The 23,361-nt window shown below is 42.2% G+C and carries 20 protein-coding genes; 3 read left to right on the top strand and 17 right to left on the bottom strand.

Translation table 11 applies throughout. The features are described 5' to 3' along the window. Position 1: 1 nt before the first annotated feature. The 6 genes from HADU_RS03405 to HADU_RS03380 all read right to left on the bottom strand — a co-directional run bounded on the left by HADU_RS03405 (position 2) and on the right by HADU_RS03380 (position 6,573). On the bottom strand, positions 2–1,678 hold the full coding sequence (locus HADU_RS03405; RefSeq protein WP_008303575.1) for a phosphoethanolamine transferase: 1,677 nt from the start codon (positions 1,676–1,678) through the stop codon (positions 2–4). 186 nt (positions 1,679–1,864) lie between these two features. Next, positions 1,865–2,566 (bottom strand): VIT family protein, encoded by a 702-nt coding sequence (locus HADU_RS03400; protein WP_008303574.1) that lies wholly within the window; start codon positions 2,564–2,566, stop codon positions 1,865–1,867. Between the two features lie 235 nt (positions 2,567–2,801). Further along, the gene (locus HADU_RS03395) at positions 2,802–3,473 is read right to left on the bottom strand and encodes a DUF1345 domain-containing protein (protein WP_034592161.1); all 672 of its coding nucleotides are present in this window, start codon (positions 3,471–3,473) and stop codon (positions 2,802–2,804) included. 423 nt (positions 3,474–3,896) lie between these two features. Beyond that, complete coding sequence (locus HADU_RS03390) at positions 3,897–4,391, bottom strand: flavin reductase (protein ID WP_008303570.1); 495 nt, start codon at positions 4,389–4,391, stop codon at positions 3,897–3,899. Positions 4,392–4,488: 97 nt separating this feature from the next. Beyond that, positions 4,489–5,532: a methionine synthase gene (locus tag HADU_RS03385; RefSeq protein ID WP_008303569.1), complete on the bottom strand. Its 1,044-nt coding sequence runs from the start codon at positions 5,530–5,532 to the stop codon at positions 4,489–4,491. Between the two features lie 42 nt (positions 5,533–5,574). Beyond that, positions 5,575–6,573 (bottom strand): putative oxygenase MesX, encoded by a 999-nt coding sequence (locus HADU_RS03380; RefSeq protein WP_008303568.1) that lies wholly within the window; start codon positions 6,571–6,573, stop codon positions 5,575–5,577. Between the two features lie 259 nt (positions 6,574–6,832). Here HADU_RS03380 and HADU_RS03375 point away from each other — a divergent pair, with 259 nt between their 5' ends. Next, on the top strand, positions 6,833–7,531 hold the full coding sequence (locus HADU_RS03375; RefSeq protein WP_008303567.1) for a hypothetical protein: 699 nt from the start codon (positions 6,833–6,835) through the stop codon (positions 7,529–7,531). 498 nt (positions 7,532–8,029) lie between these two features. Here HADU_RS03375 and HADU_RS03370 read toward each other — a convergent pair whose 3' ends face one another. The 3 genes from HADU_RS03370 to HADU_RS03360 form a co-directional block, all read right to left on the bottom strand. Continuing rightward, positions 8,030–9,355: a PQQ-dependent sugar dehydrogenase gene (locus tag HADU_RS03370; protein WP_008303566.1), complete on the bottom strand. Its 1,326-nt coding sequence runs from the start codon at positions 9,353–9,355 to the stop codon at positions 8,030–8,032. Positions 9,356–9,543: 188 nt separating this feature from the next. Further along, positions 9,544–11,268, bottom strand: a complete 1,725-nt coding sequence (locus tag HADU_RS03365) for a bifunctional protein-serine/threonine kinase/phosphatase (RefSeq protein ID WP_008303565.1) — start codon at positions 11,266–11,268, stop codon at positions 9,544–9,546. A gap of 50 nt (positions 11,269–11,318) precedes the next feature. Further along, entirely contained in the window at positions 11,319–12,128 is an 810-nt protein-coding gene (locus HADU_RS03360; RefSeq protein WP_008303564.1) for a formate/nitrite transporter family protein, read from the bottom strand. Positions 12,129–12,412: 284 nt separating this feature from the next. Between HADU_RS03360 and cynS the strand changes: the two genes are divergently transcribed. Further along, complete coding sequence (gene cynS / locus HADU_RS03355) at positions 12,413–12,862, top strand: cyanase (RefSeq protein ID WP_034592169.1); 450 nt, start codon at positions 12,413–12,415, stop codon at positions 12,860–12,862. 76 nt (positions 12,863–12,938) lie between these two features. Here the strand turns inward: cynS and HADU_RS03350 are convergent, their stop codons facing one another. From HADU_RS03350 to HADU_RS03315, 8 genes are all read right to left on the bottom strand, one after another. Continuing rightward, positions 12,939–13,622: a metallophosphoesterase gene (locus HADU_RS03350; protein ID WP_008303562.1), complete on the bottom strand. Its 684-nt coding sequence runs from the start codon at positions 13,620–13,622 to the stop codon at positions 12,939–12,941. Positions 13,623–13,741: 119 nt separating this feature from the next. Continuing rightward, on the bottom strand, positions 13,742–15,127 hold the full coding sequence (locus tag HADU_RS03345) for an amidohydrolase family protein (protein WP_008303561.1): 1,386 nt from the start codon (positions 15,125–15,127) through the stop codon (positions 13,742–13,744). Between the two features lie 32 nt (positions 15,128–15,159). Beyond that, positions 15,160–16,080, bottom strand: coding sequence for an ABC transporter permease (locus tag HADU_RS03340; protein WP_004809345.1), 921 nt, complete (start codon positions 16,078–16,080; stop codon positions 15,160–15,162). A 21-nt stretch (positions 16,081–16,101) separates the two neighbouring features. After that, on the bottom strand, positions 16,102–17,199 hold the full coding sequence (locus HADU_RS03335) for an ABC transporter permease (RefSeq protein WP_008303557.1): 1,098 nt from the start codon (positions 17,197–17,199) through the stop codon (positions 16,102–16,104). 41 nt (positions 17,200–17,240) lie between these two features. After that, complete coding sequence (locus tag HADU_RS03330) at positions 17,241–18,845, bottom strand: ABC transporter ATP-binding protein (RefSeq protein WP_008303555.1); 1,605 nt, start codon at positions 18,843–18,845, stop codon at positions 17,241–17,243. A 105-nt stretch (positions 18,846–18,950) separates the two neighbouring features. Then, complete coding sequence (locus HADU_RS03325) at positions 18,951–20,000, bottom strand: BMP family ABC transporter substrate-binding protein (RefSeq protein ID WP_008303553.1); 1,050 nt, start codon at positions 19,998–20,000, stop codon at positions 18,951–18,953. A 368-nt stretch (positions 20,001–20,368) separates the two neighbouring features. Then, positions 20,369–20,830, bottom strand: coding sequence for a nucleoside deaminase (locus HADU_RS03320; protein WP_264653509.1), 462 nt, complete (start codon positions 20,828–20,830; stop codon positions 20,369–20,371). A 145-nt stretch (positions 20,831–20,975) separates the two neighbouring features. Further along, positions 20,976–22,031 (bottom strand): aromatic ring-hydroxylating oxygenase subunit alpha, encoded by a 1,056-nt coding sequence (locus tag HADU_RS03315; RefSeq protein WP_008303550.1) that lies wholly within the window; start codon positions 22,029–22,031, stop codon positions 20,976–20,978. Between the two features lie 268 nt (positions 22,032–22,299). On the opposite strand from HADU_RS03315, the gene HADU_RS03310 reads away from it, so the two are divergent. Continuing rightward, a complete protein-coding gene (locus HADU_RS03310) occupies positions 22,300–23,229 on the top strand; it encodes a LysR family transcriptional regulator (RefSeq protein ID WP_034434237.1) in 930 nt (309 codons plus the stop codon). Positions 23,230–23,361 lie beyond the last annotated feature (132 nt).

Below are 23,361 nucleotides of genomic sequence, written 5' to 3'. Positions count from 1 at the left end.
TTCAAGCTCTGTTCTTTAATGATGATGAGCATTGTGCAAGCATATCATTTTTAGCTTCAGTCACTTGCGTTTTTATATCCAGCAGGCTTAATAAGCTTGGGAAAAGATGATCCTGACTGCGCGCCTGTTTGGTCTGTGCTTTGAGACAGCTCACCTGCTGGGCATTTTGCTGCATCCAGTCCTGCGAAAACCACATCAGCATCGGAACATGGGTTTGCTGGGTCGGTGCCATACTATAAGGTGCGCCATGCAGATATAAACCATGCTCTCCGGTCGATTCTCCGTGATCAGACAGATACCAAAAACCGGTCTGATACTGGCTTTGCTGTTTTAGAGTCTCGACAATTTGAGCGAGCACATGATCTGTATAGACAATCGAATTATCATAGCTGTTCTTTAATTCTTCAGCGCTACAGCCCTGAATGGCATTGCTGTTACAGGTCGGCTGGAACGGCTGATACGGCGCTTTGGAACGCTTGAAATATGCGGGGCCATGACTGCCCATCTGATGTAACACGATTAACTGCGGTTTCAAATTATTTTTGTCCAGATGTGCCAGATAATCTTTCAGGCTATCCACCAGAATTTCATCAAAACATTCCCCAGCAGCATCACACCACTTCTGTTTCAGTGGTGCAGGAATCTGGTATTGCTGCACCCGGTCACAAGCTCCTTTACAGCCAGAATTATTGTCGATCCAGGTCACCTGATAACCGGCACGCTGAGCGATATCCAGTAAACCTTCACGGTGGCTGGCTAACTGTTCGTCATAATTCTGACGGGACATGCCTGAAAACATACACGGAACTGAAACGGCAGTTGCTGTACCACAGGAACTGACCTGACTAAAATTAATTACTGCCAATTTGCCCAGTTCAGGATTGGTATTACGCGCATAGCCATTTAACGCAAAACTCTCGGCACGTGCAGTCTCCCCGACCACCAGCACCATCAATTTGGGTTGCTTCTGCATTTGAGCCTGCTGTAGCAGATGGGCATCTTCACCATAAGTGATTAAAGGCAAATTGGCTTTAGGTGCTTTCTTTTTATAATAAGATACGGTGGACGCAATGCTGTTTTGCGGGGAAATCATGCCCTTTAGATCGCGGTGCTCGCGGAAGATTGCTGCATAATCGACATAAAAACAGAATAACAGTCCTAGAATCAATCCGGCAGAAAGCAGACTGCTCAGGCTTTTATGCCACAATTGACGCCCAAAAGATGCAGGCTGAATTTTTAGCATCCAGACAATACACAGCGGAAAAACCACAAAGACCAGCGTCCAGATCACCAGCCGTATTGACCAGAGATCATGGACTTCCCGGGTATCGGTCTGCAGCATATTCTGGATCTGGTCCGGGGTAATCACCACACCCAGACTATTGACAAAATAAGCACTAAAACCACCCAGAATGATCAGCACACTGGCTAGTATCTTGGCATTCCATTTCCAGTTTAGCCACTGCAAGATCAGATTGTACAAGCCGATAATCACCAGGACTGTAGCCGCCAATAATGCGCCTGCCTTGAGATTGGTATAGGGCGTCAGTTGATGGATTTTCTGATAGAAAGCAAAGTTTAAGACCAGTCCCAGCCAAATGGCGAGTAACAGGTTGAAGCGTGCAAGGCTGATGGGTTTGATCTGGCGTAGACCGGGAAAAGAAGGCAGCTTAAGCATTTTTTTAGTTCAAAGACTTTAAGATGCTTTAGCCTAAAATCTGAAGCTTAAAAATGACTTAAAATACTTTCTTTGCGAACTTCATAAAATTTTCAATGCTACTGTTCCAACCTTGTTTAGACTTATTATTTTAAAAAGGATGTTTCCCTGGCTAGTGCGAATTTGAAAAGCACATCCTGAGTATATTTAAGCTACAGCCACATTAAATAATGAACCAATCCAGGAGCTAAATAGCATAGCAATCACCCCCCAAAGCATGACTCGAGCCGAACCTTTCCAGATACTCACCCCTCCCGTATAACTTGCCAGTGCGCCCATAATCCCGAGGCTAAGCACACCGATCAGCATCACGCCTTTATCCAGGTACTGTTCAGGCAGTAACAAAATAGAAAGTAGAGGAAATAGTGAGCCTATAGTAAAAGCGATAGCGGACGAAAATGCAGCCCGAAAAGGCTGAGCCGAAGTGTTTTCTGATATACCAATTTCATCGCGGGCATGTGCGTCTAAAGCATTGTGTGCGGTGAGCTGCAAGGCAACTTGCTGGGCCACCTCAGGGGTTAAGCCACGCTGGATATAAATATTTTCCAGTTCTTTCAGTTCATGTTCTGGATGACGTTTAAGCTCACGTGCCTCCATATTCAGATCATTCTTTTCAATATCCTGCTGGGATTTGACCGAGATATATTCTCCAGCAGCCATCGACGCAGCTCCGGAAATTAATCCGGCTACACAAGTCACCAACAAGATATGTGAGGACGCGCCACTGGCTGCCATTCCCACCACCAGACTGGTGACAGAAATAATTCCGTCATTTGCCCCGAGTACAGCTGCGCGCAACCAGCCCGCCCGTTCAAAATAATGTTTTTCAAGATGATAAGAATGACGCACGGTATAGTCTCTTTTTTGTTCTCAATATCATGATCGTATATTTATTTCGCCTGAAGAAACAAATCTTTATTTAATAAACTCTTGTTCAGAACAGCTCATGAATGGGTGAGCGCTCTGATTTACCAATTTTTATTGCATGGATTGCATTTTTCCAATTGCACTCATTTGAACATCTGAGAAATTTACAAGTCACAGTCTTGGCACTACAGTTTATTTATTATTAAATGCTGTGTGTTCAAGTACTGATAAAGGTTGCTGTTACATTAATAGCGATGGCCAAAATCGTGGTATTGAATCCATAGGCCAGAAGCAAATGTAAAGTATTGAGTACTCTCATGGGTTGGCGGGTAATTGATACATCGGCCGTTTGCGCAGAAGTGCCAATAATATAGCTAAAATACAGAAAATCGGGATAGGTTGGATTTGGCGTACTTGGAAAAGCCAGTCCGCCATGTTTATGCTTTTCAAGGGCTAAATAAAAGTCATGGGCATAATGAATCGCAAAAATGGTATGCATCAGGAACCAGGCCGAAATAATAGTCAGGATGGATAGCCCTAAATGGCCGGTTCTGATGGCAGCATCTTTAGGTAAATGATGAATTTCAATAATTATGGCAATAAAACACATCACTAAAGTGATGATGACGAGCACCAGAATGACCCATTTGCTGGCATCCTGTTGTATGGCACGTTGCAAGATATGGTGATGGTCTATGTGCCAGAGCTTTTTGATAGTAAAAAGTAAGTAAGCATAAATGGTAATGTTCCAGCTCATCAAAATGCAGGTAGACCAGCTTAAAGGAGTCGCTGAATAGAAAATAAAATACCAAATCAGGATAGATGGAAAGATAATAAAGAAATAAAGTCGGGACTGAAGTGCTGTTCTTATAGATTGGAGGAAACGCATGAGCTGTCCTGCACGTCATAAAATGCTTTCATCTAGCAGTATAAAGTATTTTATTAAAACAACAGGATAAAAGAGCTTTTAGTAGATAAAGGCGTACTGATTCAAGATTACGATAAAATAGATATTTTAAAATCTAGTAGTAAAAGAAACTAAAAAATTAATTTCCTATTCTGAATGAAACTGAATCTTGAACCCTTTTAGCTAAAAAACTAAAAAAGTGTGCAGCAGACTTTAGGTAGACGTCAGTTAAATATGTAATTCCAATATTTATGTTCATCAAAGTTAATTTTGAAATTTTCCGAAGAAATTAAAGCTAAAAATCAAATTACTAAACTTTGATTAGCCTAATTTTTATAAACCAGGCTGAGGATTTTGGTCTCGACTACACACTTTAAAAGAATTCAATATTAAAGTAATGAACATTTACGCAGTTTCTAGTTGACCAACCTGATGATATGCGCGGTTGAAGTACACTAGGCTTTCCTCTTGCTGACTGCGTCTAATCGCGATGACTCGACATAAAAAAATACTGTGTGTGCCGACATTTTGAATGTCTTCAATCTGGCAATCAAAGCTCACCAAAGCATCTTCTAAAATTGGAGCACCTGTCTTAAGAGTTGTCCACTCGCCTATCTTAAATCGCTCTTCTGAGCTGAACTTACTAGATGCAAATGTATTGGAGATGTATTCATGCTGCGTACTGAGTACGTTGACTGCAAGCACGTTATTTCTCATAAAATGTGCATGCGAGCGAGAAGATTGATTCATACAAACCAGTAATGTCGGCGGTGTATCCGTCACACTACAAACGGCAGATGCGGTAAAGCCATGTGTTCCTGCTATACCTTCGGTCGTAATCACATTTACAGCCGTGGTTAATAAGGACATTGCATTTCTAAAGTCAGTTGCTTCAATCATCTCTTTTGTCTCAAATGTATATGTAACCTGCCTTTACTCAAAGTCAGGCAAATAATTTATGGATCATTTACCCTCCTCTGGTGAAGACCATTTCGTGCTAAGCGCCCAGCTCTTGACGAACAATCGCTGCCCCTGCACTTAGTGCTTCGAGTTTGCCCCGAGCCACTTGACGAGACAACGGTGTCATCCCGCAGTTGGTTGATGGATACAATTTGTCTGCATCCACAAATTGCAAGGCTTTACGCAGTGTATTAGCTACTTCTTCAGGCGTTTCGATTTGATTGGTTGCAACATCAATCGCACCGACCATGACTTTTTTACCCCGAATCAGCTCAATCAGATCCATCGGTACACGCGAGTTTTGACACTCGAGTGACACGATATCAATTTTAGATTGTTGCAGTTTAGGGAAGGCTGCTTCGTACTGACGCCATTCATTACCGAGGGTCTTTTTCCAATCGGTATTGGCTTTAATGCCATAACCATAACAAATGTGTACCGCAGTTTCACATTGCAGACCTTCAAGCGCACGCTCTAAAGTCGCGACGCCCCAGTCATTCACTTCATCAAAAAACACATTGAATGCTGGCTCATCAAACTGAATGATATCGACCCCTGCTGCCTCTAATTCAAGTGCTTCCTGGTTCAGAATTTTGGCAAATTCCCATGCTAGTTTTTCACGGCTCTTGTAGTGACCATCGTACAGCGTATCAATCATGGTCATTGGACCTGGCAGCGCCCATTTGATTGGCTGCGTGGTTTGGCTACGCAGGAATTTCGCATCATCCACAAACACTGCTTTTTTACGGGAAACTTCACCGACTACTGAAGGTACGCTGGCATCATAACGGTTACGGATACGCATGGTTTCACGTTTCTCAAAATCCACCCCTTCAAGATGCTCAATAAACGTGGTCACAAAGTGCTGACGGGTCTGTTCACCATCACTGACAATATCAATGCCGGCATGGACTTGTTCATGCAAAGACAGTTTCAGTGCATCACGTTTCGCTTCTAGTAATTCTGCACCTTCGAGTTTCCAGGCTGACCAAAGCTTTTCAGGTTCTGCCAGCCATGACGGTTTTGGCAAGCTGCCTGCTGTAGAGGTCGGGAGTAACTTTTCAGGTTGTAAAAGTGCCATGTCTAATCTTCTTTCTCTAAATTCGTTTATATATGTGATCTATCAGGCAACGTTGTCTTGCTGAGCCGTTGCTACTTTAAAATTGGCAGCCCATTCATCCAGAATGTCTTTATACGGCTTAATGAAGTTTTCCTCTGTCCATTTACCTTGTTTGACTGCTAGTTCCCCACGTTCAACACGGTCATAGACAATGCGAGTCAATGAATAGTCGCCATAGCTCAAGCTAGGCTGATACACCACACCTGCAGGTGAATTGGTGTTGTAAATTTCAGGACGATAGATTTTCTGGAAGCTTTCCATGGTGCTAATCGCACTGATCAATTCAAAATCGGTGTAATCATGCAGCAAGTCGCCCGCAAAATAGAATGCCAAGGGCGCATTGCCATTTTCAGGTTTAAAGTAGCGAACACTTAAGCCCATTTTTTTGAAATATTCATCAGTACGTGAGTAGTCATCATTGGTGTATTCCACGCCTAGAACAGGATGCACATTGGCACTGCGGTAGTAGGTTTTCGTGGTTGAAACACTCAGACAAATCACAGGCTGTTTATTAAATTCAGCTTTAAAGACTTCTGAATTCACAAGATGCTGGTACAGCTTGCCGTGCAGGTCACCAAAGTCTTTAGGTTTTTCATTGGCCTTGCAACCGAGTGATGGCAATACCAGACTGAAGTCATAATCACGTACATAAGATGAGAAGCTATTCCCGATCATGCCTTCAATGCGTTCATTGGTATGATGGTCGATAACAGTACTTTTCAAGGTTTCAATAAATGGAAAGGTTTGACCATTGCCCTCAATATCAATTTCAGCAGAGATGATATCGATCTCCAGTGAATAACGATCACCTCTAGGATTATCGGCAGTCGCCAAGCTGTTAAAGCGGTTGTTAATCATCGCGAGTGTACGACGAAGATTCTCCTGACGGCTTTCACCACGCGCCAGATTGGCAAAGTTGGTGGTTAAACGTGTATTGTTTGCTGGTTCATAGTTCTCATCAAAACGAATACGTTTAATTGAACATTGGAATGCTGTACTCATGGAGATATGCCACCTAAATTTTTATAAAAAAAGTAAATTTCTGTATGGCTGTATTTAAGCGTGAATCCAAACATGAGTAAAACGATATAAATTCAGTAAAAGATGAGTTAAATTCATCTTAATGAGTGGAGTGTATAAATAATGATCTATACTCCAATAAGGAAATTAAGATTCTAGTTTATGTTGCCGATCATTATTCATTTCTAAACATCAAAGTGTATTATTGAGCACGATTTATAAATAGCGACTTCATTCTGAAATGACCAATACCTTTTCTAGCAATCCTCAAGTTCGAGTGGTTTCAACTTTTTCTGAACTCGTATATTCGGATTTTCTGGGCGAGGCGAATGCCATCTGCTGGTTTAGAAATTTGTCTGGTGATTTTAAAGAAATCGTCGCTAAACTAGATTTAAAAGGAAATATGACTGAAGTTTCTGTTGAAGATCTTTTGGCGCTTCAGCTTTCTGAACAGGGTCATGTGGCTAGAGAAATCATATTAAAAGATATGCAGCTACTGACTGACTACGGCGCTTCCCCTTGCCTGAATTTGCTGAAATCCTACGAACGGGATGATGAGTTTGATTTTATTTCGACCGATGTCTATTCCTACCATGTGGATCGCTCCCCTATCGAAACGGATACATTTTTATGCATCTATCACGGTGCTGCAAGCGAGATTTTGCCCAATAACCAGGTTGAGCAAAAAATCTTGATTCCTGAAATCAGGGAACAACTCAAGCAGTTACATGACGGACCAGAAACTGAGTTTGAGACGTTTCTGGAAGAATATTTCTTCGATCTGCATTATCGGGCTAAAGCTGATGTAAAGCCTGTCAATTTAGGCACGGGAAATCTCTGGCGACTCGCTGTTGATCATCCAGCACAGCAAGTTTTACCCTGTGTGCATAGAGCTCCTGTTGAAAATGATGGAGAATATAGATTGCTATTAATTTGTTAAATTAGCTTCTTAGGAGAGGTTAATTATAGTCATTTGGTCAAGCAATGATACCTAAAGGGTATATAACGTATTAATTATTTTTTAATAAAAATCATTAAGATACTTTGATTTAGGTGCATTGGAAATGAATATATATACAAGGATCTTCATATAAGGTTTTATTTTGTGTAAAAGTGTTATTTTTTGTAGGAAATTGCTTACACAAATTAGAGTAATTACCCTATTTTCTATCGTCAAAATTTTTGACATTATATTTCACATAAAGAGTCAGCAAGGAAAGCTGATAATAATCGCATTATAACGATAATAAAGTCGCCAAGACAGCGAACTTACCGGGATAGTAAGTGATAAAAAAAAGAGACTACAGCCGCTAAGCCTTATAGTTTTGGGAGAGACTATAAGGCTTTTATTTTTTTTGTAATATTGTCTCAAGTAAAACTATAGCATACTGGTATCTAAGTTTTTGAATATAAACATCCCTATCCCTTTTCTTGCTGATTAACGGACCTGTTCATCTGGTGACACACGCCAAATCGTATCTCCTACATCATCAGCAACCAATATTGCGCCTGATAAGTCTACTGTTACACCCACTGGCCTTCCTAATGCCTCTCCATTTTTGCTTAAAAAGCCTGTCAGGACATCTTGTGGGGTACCGGAAGGCTGACCATTACTAAATGGTACAAAAATTACTTTATAGCCACTATGTGGTTTTCTGTTCCAAGAACCATGCTGACCAATTAGTGCACCACCGCGATATTGAGGCATTAACTCAGCTTTATAAAAACTCAAACCTAATGATGCCGTGTGGTTGCCCAATGCATAATCCGGTTTAATCGCCCGTGCTACCAGTCCGGGATTTTGCGGCTTTACCCGTTTATCTACATGCTGACCATAATAACTATAAGGCCAGCCATAAAAAGCGCCGTCTTTCACTGAGGTCATATAGTCAGGTACCAAATCATTCCCGATTTCATCCCGCTCATTGACTACCGTCCATAATGCTCCACTTTGAGGCTGCCAATCCATACCATTAGGATTACGTAAGCCAGTTGCAAATGGACGTGCCTTAGAACTGGCCATATCAAATTCCATGATCAGAGCTCGTCCTTTTTCTTGGTCTAGGCCATTTTCAGCTACATTACTGTTGGAGCCAACTGTAATGTAGAGTTTGGTTCCTTCAGGATTGGCAATCACGTTTTTGGTCCAATGATGGTTTAAGGGACCTGCCGGTAAAGCCAATACTTTGCGACCACTTTCTTCGATTTGAGTGATACCTGGCTGATAAGGAAAACCTACTAAAGCATCTGTATTCGCTACATATAGTGTATTTCCAACTAGGGTCATGCCAAATGGTGAGTTTAAATTCTGCAAAAATACTGTTTTCTGATCAGCAACGCCGTCATGGTTATTATCACGAAGTAGACTAATACGGTTAGGACTTGGATGAGAAGATCCCGCCCTTTTCATGACCACTTTCATGATTTTACCCTTAATCCCCTGACTATCTTCAGGCTTGGGCGGCGCATCGGTTTCCGCCACCAATACATCTCCATTCGGCAGAACATAGAGCCAACGTGGATGCTGAAGACCTTTGGCAAATGCCTGCACTTTTAATCCCGCAGCCGGTGTAGGCATGGTATTTACCGGCCAACCTTTGGCTGGTGCGATATTAACGACAGGGAACAAACTGGATTTGGGTTCAGGCAGCTCAGGTTGAGAACCATAACTGTCTGTAATCGGAGACTTGGATGACGATGTACATCCAGCGAATGCCAATATTATGGCAGTACTCAGGATAGACGATAAAATTTGAGCAGACATTTTGGTTCCCTGCTTTTTTTGTTGTTATCTGCTTATCTTAGAAGTCTATTCAAATGACAACTATAGGGTTCTTGTTTTATCTGGTTGTTGATTGATTGCTGCGCTTTTGACATTCAATCTCATGGTCTAGTTTGAATAAAAACTTATCTATGTACCTTCAATTTTAAGCATGGTTTGATCCTGTCTTTTCAAATAAATGGCCATGCAATACTCAGTAAAAATAATAGCCCTAATACGGCGCAACTCATTTGCCAAAAACGTAAAGGATCACGTTCAATGATTGCTGGTGGTTTAGAGTTTAATAATTCTTTGGAAGGATGCGTTAGATTATGAATGAGTTCAGACAAGGCCTCAAAACGATGTGTCGGTTCAATACTCAGCGCTTGGCCTAAAATTTTATCTAACCATATAGGTAAATCAGGCCGATATTTCCTGATGGAATGATATTGAACTTTTTTAAGCTGCTTTAAGCTGTTACAGCGAGCTAAATCTGTCCCATAAGGTAATTGTTTGGTGAGTAAATAATAGGCCATTACCGCCAAAGAAAATTGGTCTGAATGTACAGATGGCGAATGATCAATAAAATACTCCGGTGCCATAAATGCCAAGGTTCCGAGGGGTCGATTCGCATTTTTAGGATTAATTTCGACCAGACCTCTTACTGCTGTTGAACCATAATCAATCAGTTTAATTTTCATGGCATTTTCTGCATTTAAAACCATGATGTTCTTTGGCCGTATATCCTGATGCAGCATCTCCAGCCGATGCATCGCATTTAAAGCCAAGGCCGTTTGTTGCAAAATTGGTAAAATCTCATCGAGATTTAAAGGCTTTTCCTGGCGATGCAGCCATTGGGCCAAGGTTTCACCCTGCAAATATTCATAACATTGGAATAAATATTGTTTCTCTGTGTTATGTGGATAACACTGCATCAGGTTGTCATGTTTCAGACGTTTCGATACCCAATCTTCGAGTTGAAACTGCTCTACGGCATGCTTATCTTGCTGTAAATCTACTCCCAAAGTTTTTATGACCAAAGGCTGCTGCTGAGTATCGTGTGCCAAATACAGGCAACTGCGATGATTTTGGTGCAAAATCTTATCAATCACATAACCTTCAAAAACTTCACCTTTACTGAGCTGTTGTGGAAATACATAATCCTGCTGAATATGAAACTGATTCAGTTCAGGCAGCTGTTCTACACGGATCACCTGGAGACTTAAGTTATCATCACTGCCCTGTTCTAAGGCTTTTTCAACTAATGCTTTGGCAAGTTGATTTAAATCTGCATCTATTAAAGTTAAATCTAATAATTGTTGATCTGTGACAAATTCATAGACCCCATCGGTCATCAGTAAAAAAATATCTTTTTCTTTGAGCTCAATATTTCGATAATCAATTTCAATACGATAATCTGCACCTAAGGCTCGGCTGAGATAATGCTCTCTGGATGACAACCAGACACGATGATCATGGGTCAGTAATTCAATTTCATGATCGCGAATGCGGTAAATACGACTATCACCAACATGAAAAATATGGGCTTGTTGCTGTTTTAAAATCAGTGCAGATAAGGTACAGACATAACCTCGGTCTTTATCAAAACGTCCTTGACTTTGTTGAGTCTGTGCATAAAGCCATGAATTGGTCGCGCGGATCACCCGTTCTGCTGAAGTCTGTGTACTCCAGGCATCTGAAGTAGAATAATAGTCAGATAAAAAACTGCCAACGGCGGTTTCTGCTGCAAGATGACTGACATTACTGCTACCGATTCCATCCGCTATAACACAGGCAATACCTTTCTGTTTCAGCACATGTCCTTCGGGCAGATATACTCCATGGAAATCCTGGTTCTGTTGTTTAATTCCGGCAGTAGAATATTGCCCAATACTGACTTTTAATGTTTTTTTCATGCTGAAAGCTCAAAAGGGATCTATACGATCCCTTTATAAAATGGTGAATATTAAAATTCTTTTTTAACACCAGTACGGACATGGGTGGTATAAAGTGCCAGACCTGTTAATGCCAAACCACCCACCAGATTACCCAAAGCAACCGGCAATTCATTCCATAGGAAGTAGTCAGCAATCGAGAAGTCACCGCCCATCATCATGGCAAATGGAAACAGGAACATGTTCACTACAGAATGCTCAAAGCCCATGGCAAAGAACAGCATAATTGGCATCCACATGGCAATGAATTTGCCACTCACCGTAGTAGACATCATCGCGCCAATGACACCTAATGACACCATCCAGTTACACAGCATGCCACGGATAAAAATAGTCATCCAGCCGGCGAATCCGTATTCGGCATAACCTAATGTCCGCTCCTCACCAATATGCGCAATTTTCACGCCGACAGGGTTTGGATCCGCTGCAAAACCCATGGTATAAACCGCTGCCATGAGCACCGCAACGACTAAACAGCCTGTAAAGTTCCCTACAAACACCAAGCCCCAGTTTTTTAGAATACGTCCCCATGTCACCCCTGGGCGTTTATCTAGCCATGCCAGCGGCGTAAGTACAAACACCCCAGTTAACAGGTCATAGCCCAATAAATACAACATACAAAAACCAACTGGAAACAGGAGCGCACCAATCAGTGGTGATCCTGTTTGCACGGCTATGGTAATGGCAAATACCGCTGCCAGTGCCAAAATCGCACCTGCCATAAAGGCACGAATCAATACATCACGGGTTGCCATATGTAATTTGGATTCACCCGCATCTACCACTTTTTTTGCAAACTCTGCAGGAGCAAGATATGCCATGTCATCGTCCTCATTTTTAATATCTGGACCTGTTTTTAAACAAAAAGACGCCTAAGGTCTTTAAAACCTTAGGCGTCATTGCCTTAAATATCAGAACAGGTAATTTTGTTATGGCGCCATTGCCATGCTTGTTATAAATGAAGCAAAAGCTGTGCCATAAATTACTTAAAAATCATTCAATTTTTTACGCTCTATTTAAAACTAATTTGGTCCTCTAGTTGGCATGAGAACTGCATTAATGAAAATTCATATAAATGTATTTCAAAAATAATCTGGAGATTTTTATGATTACCCATCGTCAACAAGTAACTGACATGATCATTTCAGCGAAAGTTTTAAAATCAATTAAATGGGCAGATGTCGCCAAGGAAATTGGTCTTTCTAAAGAATGGGTAACGGCTGCCTGCCTAGGACAAATGGCATTTAATAAACAGCAGGCAGAGAAAGTTGGTCAGATTTTTGAGCTTAGTGATGAGGCAGTGGCATGGCTGCAAATTGTACCTTACAAAGGCTCTTTGCCAACCAGTGTTCCTACTGATCCTTTAATTTACCGCTGGTATGAAGTTGTAAATGTATATGGTTCGACGATTAAAGAGCTGATCCATGAAGAATTTGGTGATGGCATTATGAGCGCAATTGACTTCAGCATGGATATTCAGCGTGAGGAAAATCCAAACGGTGACCGGGTAAATGTCGTATTGTCTGGCAAGTTTTTACCTTATAAAACCTATTAAATCGTTTAATCAAGCCATCATATTGATGGCTTTTCATTTTTTCGTAAGGAGATCTTTTATACTACCGCCCTTATCCTCATTTAATTTTGACGATACACAGCTGCTGCGTATAAGAGGAACCGACATCAATATAGTGACAGTTATCAATCTGGGTATGTCTTTGCACAATGGTATGTCCTAAATAGATCTCATCAATGTTTTTAACGGTTCCATAGCACTTGGAATGATGCCGGATACGGCCTCTCCCCCATAACGCATTGGTATAAGCTGAAGTTAAACCCGGAATTTTTCGTTCACCTTTGGCAATGTTTGTCTTAAACTGATTCCAGTCATGGATATCAATATCCGCATGCAAAATGCCAATCTTTTTATCTTCAAGTTGAATTTCAATGACCAATGGAAGCTGAGAGAAGATTGCGCTGAGTTCATCCTGTTTTTCGGTGGACAACAGATAGAACCATTCGCCACCATTTCGTGCATGCATATCCTGAATCCATACATCATTACGCCCTTTGATGCACATTTCCTCGTGATTGCCGCGGACGCTCAAGAACCATGGCTGATCTAATAAAGAAATACATTCCAGATTTTCACTGCCTCGATCCACCAGATCACCGGTACATATCAGCAAATCTTGCTCAAAATTGAACCGGATTTTTTCCAATTCTTGCATCAGAAAGCGATAGCAACCATGCAGATCTCCGACCACATAAATGGCAGCATAATCTGCTCCTCGAATATTTCTGCTTAGCGTCGTCATGATATGTGGAATCTTTGAAATCACTAAAATAGGACAATGCAACCAGGATAGGCATACAGGTTTAAATTTGGGTTACTGATTTATACAGCCTGCAATATACCTCATTGCTAAGATCGTATTTATTCAGTTTCCTTAGCTGAATTTCGATTTAATTCATTGATGGCTTTACCTTTGTGTGCCATCCATGCATCACGCCGTTTGAATAGTAAAGGTGTAACCCGATTGACTTCATCGATTAAACTTTGTAGATCTGCATTCAGCAATTGCCCACCTTCAGTGACAATTTTACCGCCAACCATGGTCATAATGACATCCTGTCCCTGAACAGCATGTACAAGATTAGTATATAAATTAAATAACCGGCCTTCATCCACCAACGGCGTCATACGTGGGGTCGCAATATCTACAGCAATAATGTCAGCTAGTTTCCCCACTTGCAGGCTACCAATCTGGTCCTGCATGCCCAATGCCTTTGCACCTAAGCAGGTGGCCATCTGGCAAACAGACCATGCATCTAGGGCTGCTGCATCCAAAGAAGAAAACTTGGCCAATAAAGAAGCCGTCTTCATTTCCTCAAACATATCCAGATTGTTATTTTCCTTTTCTCCATCTGTGCCTAAACCGACAGCAATCCCCTGTTTGAGCATATCCAGTACGGGCGCAGCACCTGAGGCCAGTTTCATGTTTGAAACTGAATTATGGGCAACTCCAACATTGTGTTCTTTCAAAATTCGAATTTCATTAGAATCTGCCCACACACAATGTGCAAGTAAGGTATGTGGCATATCTAAAAGACCCAGCTGTTCCAGTGTCTGGATTGGACGTACACGATGACGGCGCAAGTTTTCCTGGACATCAAACTGGCTTTCATTGCTATGGGTGTGAAAACCGGTCTGATAATCCTGGCATAAGCTTTGAATACGTTTGAGTGCATGAGGTTCAGCATAAAACAGATGTTCTAAGCCCACCCAGACCTGAATTTGGCCATGACTTTGCTGATGCCAACGATTAATCAGGGCTTCATTCGTTTTTAAGGTTTCAAAATAGTCATGGTCAGGGTGCTCGGCGACATAAGGTACCAAGATTGCACGGATACCGAGCCGTTGAGCTGCTTCTGCACTACCATCCATGTAACGCCACATATCGACAATGGTCGTGGTACCGGATAATAACGCTTCTGCATAACACAAGTACGAGGCAGCCTTGGCATCTTCAGGTTGAAGCACACGATGCATGGGATCAATAAACTGTTCCAGCCAATCCCATACTGGCAGTCCTTCAGCAGTGCCTCTTAATAGTCCGGAATGACAGTGCGTATTGATTAAGCCTGGCATTAATAGGGCTTCAGGATAATCACGTACGATGACATTGGGATACTTTTGGGTAAGTTCGGTCTTGGTTCCTATGGCCTTGATTCGGTCTCCCTCAATCAATATCGCCCCATTTTTGATGCATTCATTTTGACTATTCATGGTCAGCACATAGGCTGCTGCTAATATTTTCATTTTGTTCTATATCATCTTTTTAATTGATAGGTTTAAGGCACAAACGTTTTGCCTAATGACGCTGGCAGATTCATCTTCAAAAGTTTCTTGTCTCGGGAAATCACGACTAGTACTACAATCGTCGCCAGATAAGGCAGAGCTGCTAAAAACTCATTGGGTACTTTGATCCCCAATGCCTGTGCATGAAACTGCAGAATGGTCACACCACCGAACAGATAAGCACCCAACATCAGTCGGGATGGTTTCCAGACAGCAAAGACCACCAGAGCAATTGCAATCCAGCCCCGACCTGCGACCATATTTTCAATCCACATTGGGGTATATACAGTGGATAAGAATGCTCCCCCAATACCTGCCATCAAGCCGCCAAACAGGACGGCGCCGTAGCGAATAGCCAGTACGTGGTAACCCATGGCATGTGCACTTTCAGGTGACTCTCCTACTGCTTTTAACAGCAAGCCCAGACGGGTTTTCGCCAGTACAAACCACACAGCAAAAAATGCCAGTATGGACAGATAGACCACATAGTTTTGCTGAAACAGGATTGGGCCAATGAAGGGAATATCTGCCAGTACAGGTATATTCCAGCTACTTAAACCCGGTAAAGCCATGCTGACATAGTTCTGACCTAAAAATGCAGAAATACCCAGCCCAAAAATAGTTAAAGCCAAACCACAGGCCGACTGATTGGTACTAAGTGATAAGGTGAAGAAAGCAAAGATCAATGCCATCAGCATACCTGCCAGCCCACCGATCAATAAGGCACTAAATACACTGGCTTCATATTGGGCAGCAAAGGCAAAACCGGCAATAGCACCGACCAGCATCATGCCTTCTACGCCTAAATTAATTACCCCAGTACGTTGTGACACCAACTCACCTAAACCTGCAAAGATTAGAGGCGTTGCTGCGGCGATTGTGCCGGCCAGAATTGCGGTCATTTCTATAGCCATATTGTTCTTCCTCCGATCTTGTTAAGCATTTGCCGAAGCAGGTTCAGCTGCAGGCACTACACGTTTTTTGGCAAAGCGGTAACGGTTTTCAATCAAGGCATCCGACCCCAACAGGAAAAACAGCAGCAAGCCTTGGAATATCCCGGTAATCGCAACCGGAAGCTGTAATTGCATTTGTGCCATTTCCCCACCGAGATAAATCAATGCCATTAATGATCCGGAAAGTACGATACCAATCGGATTCAGACGACCCAGATAAGCGACAATAATTGCAGCATAGCCATAACCCGGTGACAGGCTCGGATTCAGCTGGCCGATTGGGCCTGCTACTTCACATATCCCGGCAATCCCCGCCATCATTCCGGAAATCACCAGACTCAGCCAGATCGCTTTTGAAGATGAGAAACCAGCATATTTAGCAGCTAAAGGTGCCTGTCCGCTGACTTCCAGTTTAAAAGCAGTCATACTTTTACGCATAAAGAGCCAGAACAGAAGCACAGCCACAGCGATGATAAAGATTGAAGCATTAACCCGTGTTCCTTCCAGAATCATTGGTAAGGTTGCACTTTCACTAAACATGACAGTTTGCGGAAAATTCATACCCGCTGAATCACGCCAAGGACCATTGACCAGATAGAGCAATACAAACAGTGCGACATAGTTCATCATCAAGGTGGTCAGGGTTTCTTCGGCATTAAAATGGGTTTTCAGTAATGCAGGAATTGCGCCCCATAAGGCACCGCCAATTGCACCCATAAAAATCATAAGAGGTAAAATCCACCAACCTGCCTGTTCATGGAACAGCAGTGCGATACCACCGCCAAAAATGGCACCCATGATCAGCTGACCTTCGGCACCGATATTGAACAGTTTGGCACGAAACCCAACAGCTAAACCGAGAGCAATCAGAATCAAAGGACCTGCTTTAACGGCCAACTCGCTCCAGCCATAAGAGGTCATCAGTGGTTCAACAAAAAACACATACATGGCCTGTGCAGGACTAATCCCCAGCATTAAAAATAAAATACTGCCAACGACCAGCATGGCTACCAGGGCAATGACTGGTGACAGCCATTTCATCAGTTGTGACGGATGTTCACGTGGTTCGAGTAAATGCATGTGCTCATCCTCCCCAGATCATTTGTTGTTTTAATAAAGTCTTAAGCATGCGCGTGTTGCTCCTCTGCCGTGGTCGAGGTCGCTTCATGGCGTTGAATGCCAGACATGAGTAAGCCAATACTTTCTGCATTGGTTTGTTGGGTTGGAACTGGATTCGACAGCTCGCCATTGGCGAGTACACAAATGCGATCGCTCATCTCAAACAGTTCTTCGAGTTCTTCGGAAATCACCAAAATACCGACCCCTTGACGTGACAGATCGATCAGCGTCTGGCGGATAAACATGGAAGCACCTACATCTACGCCCCATGTGGGCTGAGCCACGATCAGGAATTTTGGATTCTGCAGAATTTCACGGCCGACAATAAATTTTTGCAAATTCCCACCCGATAAAGAACGGGCTTCTGCGTTCGCACCACTGGCCTTAACCCCAAATTTTTTGATAATTTTTTCAGCAAAAGTCTGGATATCTGAGAATTTAATCAAGCCCCAACGGGTAAATTTCTGACGATAGGCGGTCAATAGCGCATTTTGAGCCAATGTCATATTGGGGACGGCACCACGACCTAAACGTTCTTCCGGTACAAACCCAAGTCCCACATTACGCCGCTGGCCAGCAGTTAATGCAGTAATCTCCTGTTGTTCCAGATAAAGCCTGCCAGTTTTGGTCAGCGCTTCGCCGGACAGTAAAGACAGCAGTTCAGCCTGTCCATTTCCGGAAATACCAGCAATACCGACAATTTCACCTGCCTGAACGCTAAGATTGATATTTTGTAAGGACACACCAAAAGGATCATCAGACTGATAGCCAAGATTTTCAACCTGAAAACAGGTTTCTGGTATGCCCTGATATTCTGCACGTATATAAGTGGGTAAATCACGGCCAATCATCAGGCGGGCCAAATCACTGGTCGATTTTTCTCGTGGATCGACGTTTCCGGTGACTTTTCCATTACGCAAAATCGTGGCTTCATCACAGAGTTCTTTAATTTCATGCAGTTTATGACTGATATATAAAATAGAAACTCCCTGAGATGCCAGCATGCGCAGAGTTTTAAATAACTGCCGTACCGCTTGGGGTGTCAAAACTGAAGTCGGCTCATCCAGGATAATCAGCGCTGGATGTTGTAACAGGCAACGAATAATTTCTACACGCTGCCGCTCACCTACCGATAAGGAATGAACTTCCCTTCGCGGATCGACAGGTAAACCATACTGTTCAGAAACGGCAATAATTTTCTTGCTCAGGTTCGGTAAATCTACTTTTTCATCCAGTCCCAATAGAATATTTTCAGCAACAGTCAGGGTTTCAAACAGGGAAAAATGCTGATAGACCATGCCGATCCCGAGTTTTCTTGCCATTGAAGGACTGTCTATTCGGACTTCTTTACCATTCCACAGAATTTGTCCCTGATTGGCTTTGACTGCACCATAGATAATTTTCATCAGGGTGCTTTTCCCAGCACCATTTTCACCCAAGATGGCGTGGATCTGTCCAGGGTATACAGTCAAATGAATCTGGTCATTTGCCTTGAGTGAGTTGTAGCTTTTACAGATATTGACTAGCTCCAGTCGCGGAATATCCTTGCCTGAACCTGTATTCATCTTGGGCATAGGTGTAGACAGATCATGTGTTGGATTCATCATAAGTGCCCTGATTTATGCGGCTGGTTGATTCATCTGCCTTTTGCTAAAGGCCAAATGAATCATGAGCCTGTGTTTAGAATGATGTGATGGCTGTTATTTTGTTTTTTATTTCGGAAGTGAACCTTCTACACCTTTTACGTAGTAGTTCATTTTGCTCAAGGTGGCATCATCCAGTGTTTTACCTTTAGCAATGACCATTGAACCATCCTGTTTATAGAGCGGGCCAGTAAATGGGTGCAAGGTACCTTTCAGGATCGCATCTCGAACAGCAAGTGCTTTCTTTTTCTCACCTGCGGTTACCATTGGTCCGAAGCTCTCAATATCGACTGCTTTCTGTTTTACCCCATACCACAGTGCACTTGGCTTCCATGTTTTATTGCTGACCTGAGTCATCACTGGGGTGTAGATTTTTTCCCAATGGAGTACAGAAGCCGCCAGATGGGCTTTAGGACCGAATTTGCTCATATCCGAGTCCCAGCCAAAGGCATAGACCCCTTTCTGTTCAGCTGCCTGAACGACTGCCGGAGAATCAGTATTTTGCATCAACACATCGGCACCTTGAGCAATCAATGCCAATGCAGCATCCCGTTCCTTGCCCGGGTTAAACCATGAATTGACCCAGATCACTTTGGTTTTCACTTTTGGATTCACGCTTTGTGCACCCAGAGTATAAGCATTGATGTTGCGCACCACTTCAGGAATCGGGAATGATGCCACGACACCTAAAACATTGTTTTTGGTTTTCTGTCCAGCAACTACACCGAGCATATAGGCACCCTCATAGGTACGAACGTCATATACGCCCAGGTTTTTGCCCTGCTTATAACCAGTGGCGTGCATAAATACCGTATTCGGGAACTGCTTGGAGACTTTCTCCATGGCATTCATATAGCCAAATGAGGTGGCAAAAACGACTTTATTCCCCTGCTGCGCCAGGTTACGGATAACACGCTCTGCGTCGGCAGTTTCTGGAACATTTTCGATATAGGAGGTTTTATATTTGCCGGCCAGCGCTTTTTCAGTCTTGATCCGGCCCTGATCATGTGAATAGGTCCAGCCATGGTCACTGGTTGGGCCAATATATACAAATGCTGCTTTATCCTGTGCATGAGTCATTGATGCCGCCATCAGGCCACCCGCACACAGCATCCCCATCAGTGTTTTGAATCCGGTTTTAAAGGTCTTTTTTCTTTCATTCTCTTCCGCTCTTTTTGTACTTGTGCCCCATGCACACTAATCAATAACTTTACTCAGATGAGTAAAATCGGTTCTTTTTATAATTAGCAATAACTATTCCAACTTGATTAAAAAATGATTTGTTTAATTTATTTCTTTTAAAATAAAAGTAATTTTTTAATATTTTAATATTTATTAATAAATAATTTTTTTAATATTAAATAAAATGAATTAAATAAGTGCATTTAATACAATTAAATACTATTAAGATGTGCATTTATATTTAAAATAATTTATGTAAAAATAAAAAATCCCATTCTTAAAATGGGATTTTCTTCTAAAAAGGCTTATCTGCTTTGCCAGAATTGCTGTTGTAAACTGACCGTTTCAGCTTCAATCTCAGGTACTGCTCCAATCAAGTCAATGTCCTTTTGTCCATGGCTAAATATATAGTGTGAGCTGACACTCATCGTTGGGTTTTCCTGATGATTACCGGTACATTCAAGTAAATGTCCTTCCGAAATACCATAAACTACACGGCCTATATTGGCCCAATAGATGGTTCCAGCACACATACAGCAAGGTTCTACTGCCGTATAAAGCGTACATTGCCATAAATAATCTGCTGGATAATTGGTCGCAGCAATACGGGCTAATGTTGATTCTGCATGATTGACCGTATCAATATTACATTGGGTGAGCAGCACCGTTTCATGATCTGGCGCCACCAGTATTGCTCCAAAAGGATGATGTCCCAGCTGGGTAGCACGCCGTCCCACGTCATTGGAAAGTCTTAAAAACTTTAATATCTGCTGATGATTTGGACGGCTTATTTATTTATACTAGAATAAATTTTAAACGATTGAATATTTAAATAGATTCTTTGCATTTTAAGAAAGTATAATTTATTTAAATATGGCCCCTGCTTGTTAAATAAGAATATACTGGTTTATTTTAAACAATATAACGTTTACTTAATCCCCATTCTGCCAATATACGTCGATAAGTTGTTGACGAGCGGTCTGCTTCAAAATGTGCTTCCATGGAAATATCCAGTGGCAGCTCTTCCGGTTTTTGACTTTCTACCAGTTCCTGGTCTTCAGCAAAGATCTGTGCATTAAAATCATAAACTGCCTGTAAATCGCCAGTGGTATCAAAATTTCGGGTTAATGGTACAAAGAGTCTGGTTTGGTTGTGTGACACTGGACAGCAGGCATTCAGGATTTTAAGAATGCCTTCATTTGGAAAATGTACAGTTAATATGGCGGAAAATGGTGGATAGACATCAAACACGCGTTTCCATAAAAAGCCTTCAGGTGCCAGATGCTGCATGCCATGAGGATAATTGCTGACATTACTGACATATTCAGTATGCAGACCATAAGACGTACGTTCGGTATTGTATTTCGGCACCACCGGATTATCGCGATCGGCAAAAGCATTGTGATGCACCCAGGCAAAATGCGCGACGTCAATAAAGCCTTCTAACTGACGACCACTCGAACCGGCAATATCCACAAATGGCGGTAAAATAGATTGATGTTCTGCAGTATCCCAGGTATCTAGTACCGGGAAATTGGCAGCACTTTCATTCCGGCTAAACAGGCTGGTCCAGATCAGACCGTATTTTTCTACGACTGGAAATTTTGTGAGCGAGAAACGGTCTGAGATTTTAGTCAACTCGGGTTGCGCTGGGATTTTGATACATTTTCCCTGTTCGTTGTATTGCAGACCATGATAGGGACAGACAATATTTCCCCCAGAAACCCAGCCCTTGCTCAGTGGTACACCACGATGCGGACAGATATCGCGTACCAGATGAATGACGCCGCTTTCAGTTTTATAAATTGCCAGTTTGACATCCAGCAAAGTGACTTGCTGTGGCTTTTCGTTCACGTCCTGAATACGTGCAACCGGATACCAATGATGCGCCAGAATTTCCCAATCCTGATCATCAAACTGGCTGTAGCATGGCTTGCTAAATACATTGATCATTGGAATAGCGTTCATATCAAACCTTTTTTCTGCAAAATCCTGAATATTTTTAATCCCCTGAAACGTGGCTTGTGCTGGCTAGCGTTCCAGTTATTTACAATTGAAATTACTCGTTTTTTTACTTTTTCGTCTATTAGAATGTTTCGTATAAATCATTCTAAAAATTAGAACAGTACCTTGTAATACTTGCTTGGCTTGGGCCTTAGCTACCTGCTTTGGCATAAAACTCGCATAAAGCTTTTACTGAATTTTAAGTACAGGTGAAACAGGCTTGAGTAAATTGATAAATACCCCGTTTTCACGCTTTTCTGATTACTTTATTGCAGTGGCGAAAAGTGGCAGTTTACGCAAGGCTGCGGATCAGTTGTTTATTTCGGTATCTGCAGTTCACCGGCAGATTGCCCTGGCTGAAGAAGAGCTAGGTATTGACCTGTTTGAACGTTTGCCAAACGGACTGAAGTTAACTTTAGCGGGTGAAATGCTATATGCCGATATTCTAAAATGGCAAAAGGAGTTTCAGCAGACCTGTATCCGCTTTGATGAAATTCAGGGACTCAAACGTGGCAGTATCGAATTTGGATTAATTTCTGCCTTGAGCGAAGGCTTTGTAATGCAGTCACTACAGCATATGTATGCGCAGTATCCTTGGATCAATTTCAATATACGGGTGGCAGACAGTGAAGTGATTGCCCGAAAAATTATCGATACCGAACTGGATTTCGGGCTGATTCTTAATCCCAAAGCCCATCATCAGCTGGAAGTACTGCATTTTCTGGAATTGCCTTTGGGCTTTGTCATGTCCAAACAGCATCCCCTAGCTGAGGCTGAACGAATCTATTTTTCAGATACCTTGGATGACAATCATTTTATTGCAGCAGAGCCGCTAATCATTCATGACTATGTACAGGCCATGTACAAACATCACAAATTCATTCCGGCACGCAAAACGGAATCTAATGATATCCGCCTGATGAACAGCATGATCAAGGCCAATACCGGTATTGGCATCTTGAGTTATCTGGATGTCTTCCCGGAACTGCAACGCGATGAACTGATCTTTAAACTGATTACGGAAAAAGGTGTACGGCCTTTGACCATTGCCCTTTGTGTGGCGCCAAAACGTCAGATTTCACGAGCCTCCCAGCTAATGATCAAGCATATTATTGAACAGATGGAACAATTAAAAAGTCAGATTTCTCAGCAAGCAGCCTAATAAATGATTTGTGATGTCTATCTTTTCCGTAAAGACGCGTTAATTCTCAAAATATGCTCACATATAAAAGAGAATGATCTTCAAATGGTAAAGAGTGTTCTAATTTTCTCAATACCTCATACGGATTTCTCT

This window comes from Acinetobacter sp. HA, from assembly GCF_000264725.1.
In the GTDB taxonomy this organism is placed as follows: Bacteria; Pseudomonadota; Gammaproteobacteria; order Pseudomonadales; family Moraxellaceae; genus Acinetobacter; species Acinetobacter schindleri.
The sequence above is the reverse complement of the archived record's forward strand: the minus strand, read 5'-3'. Positions and strand labels throughout refer to the sequence as shown.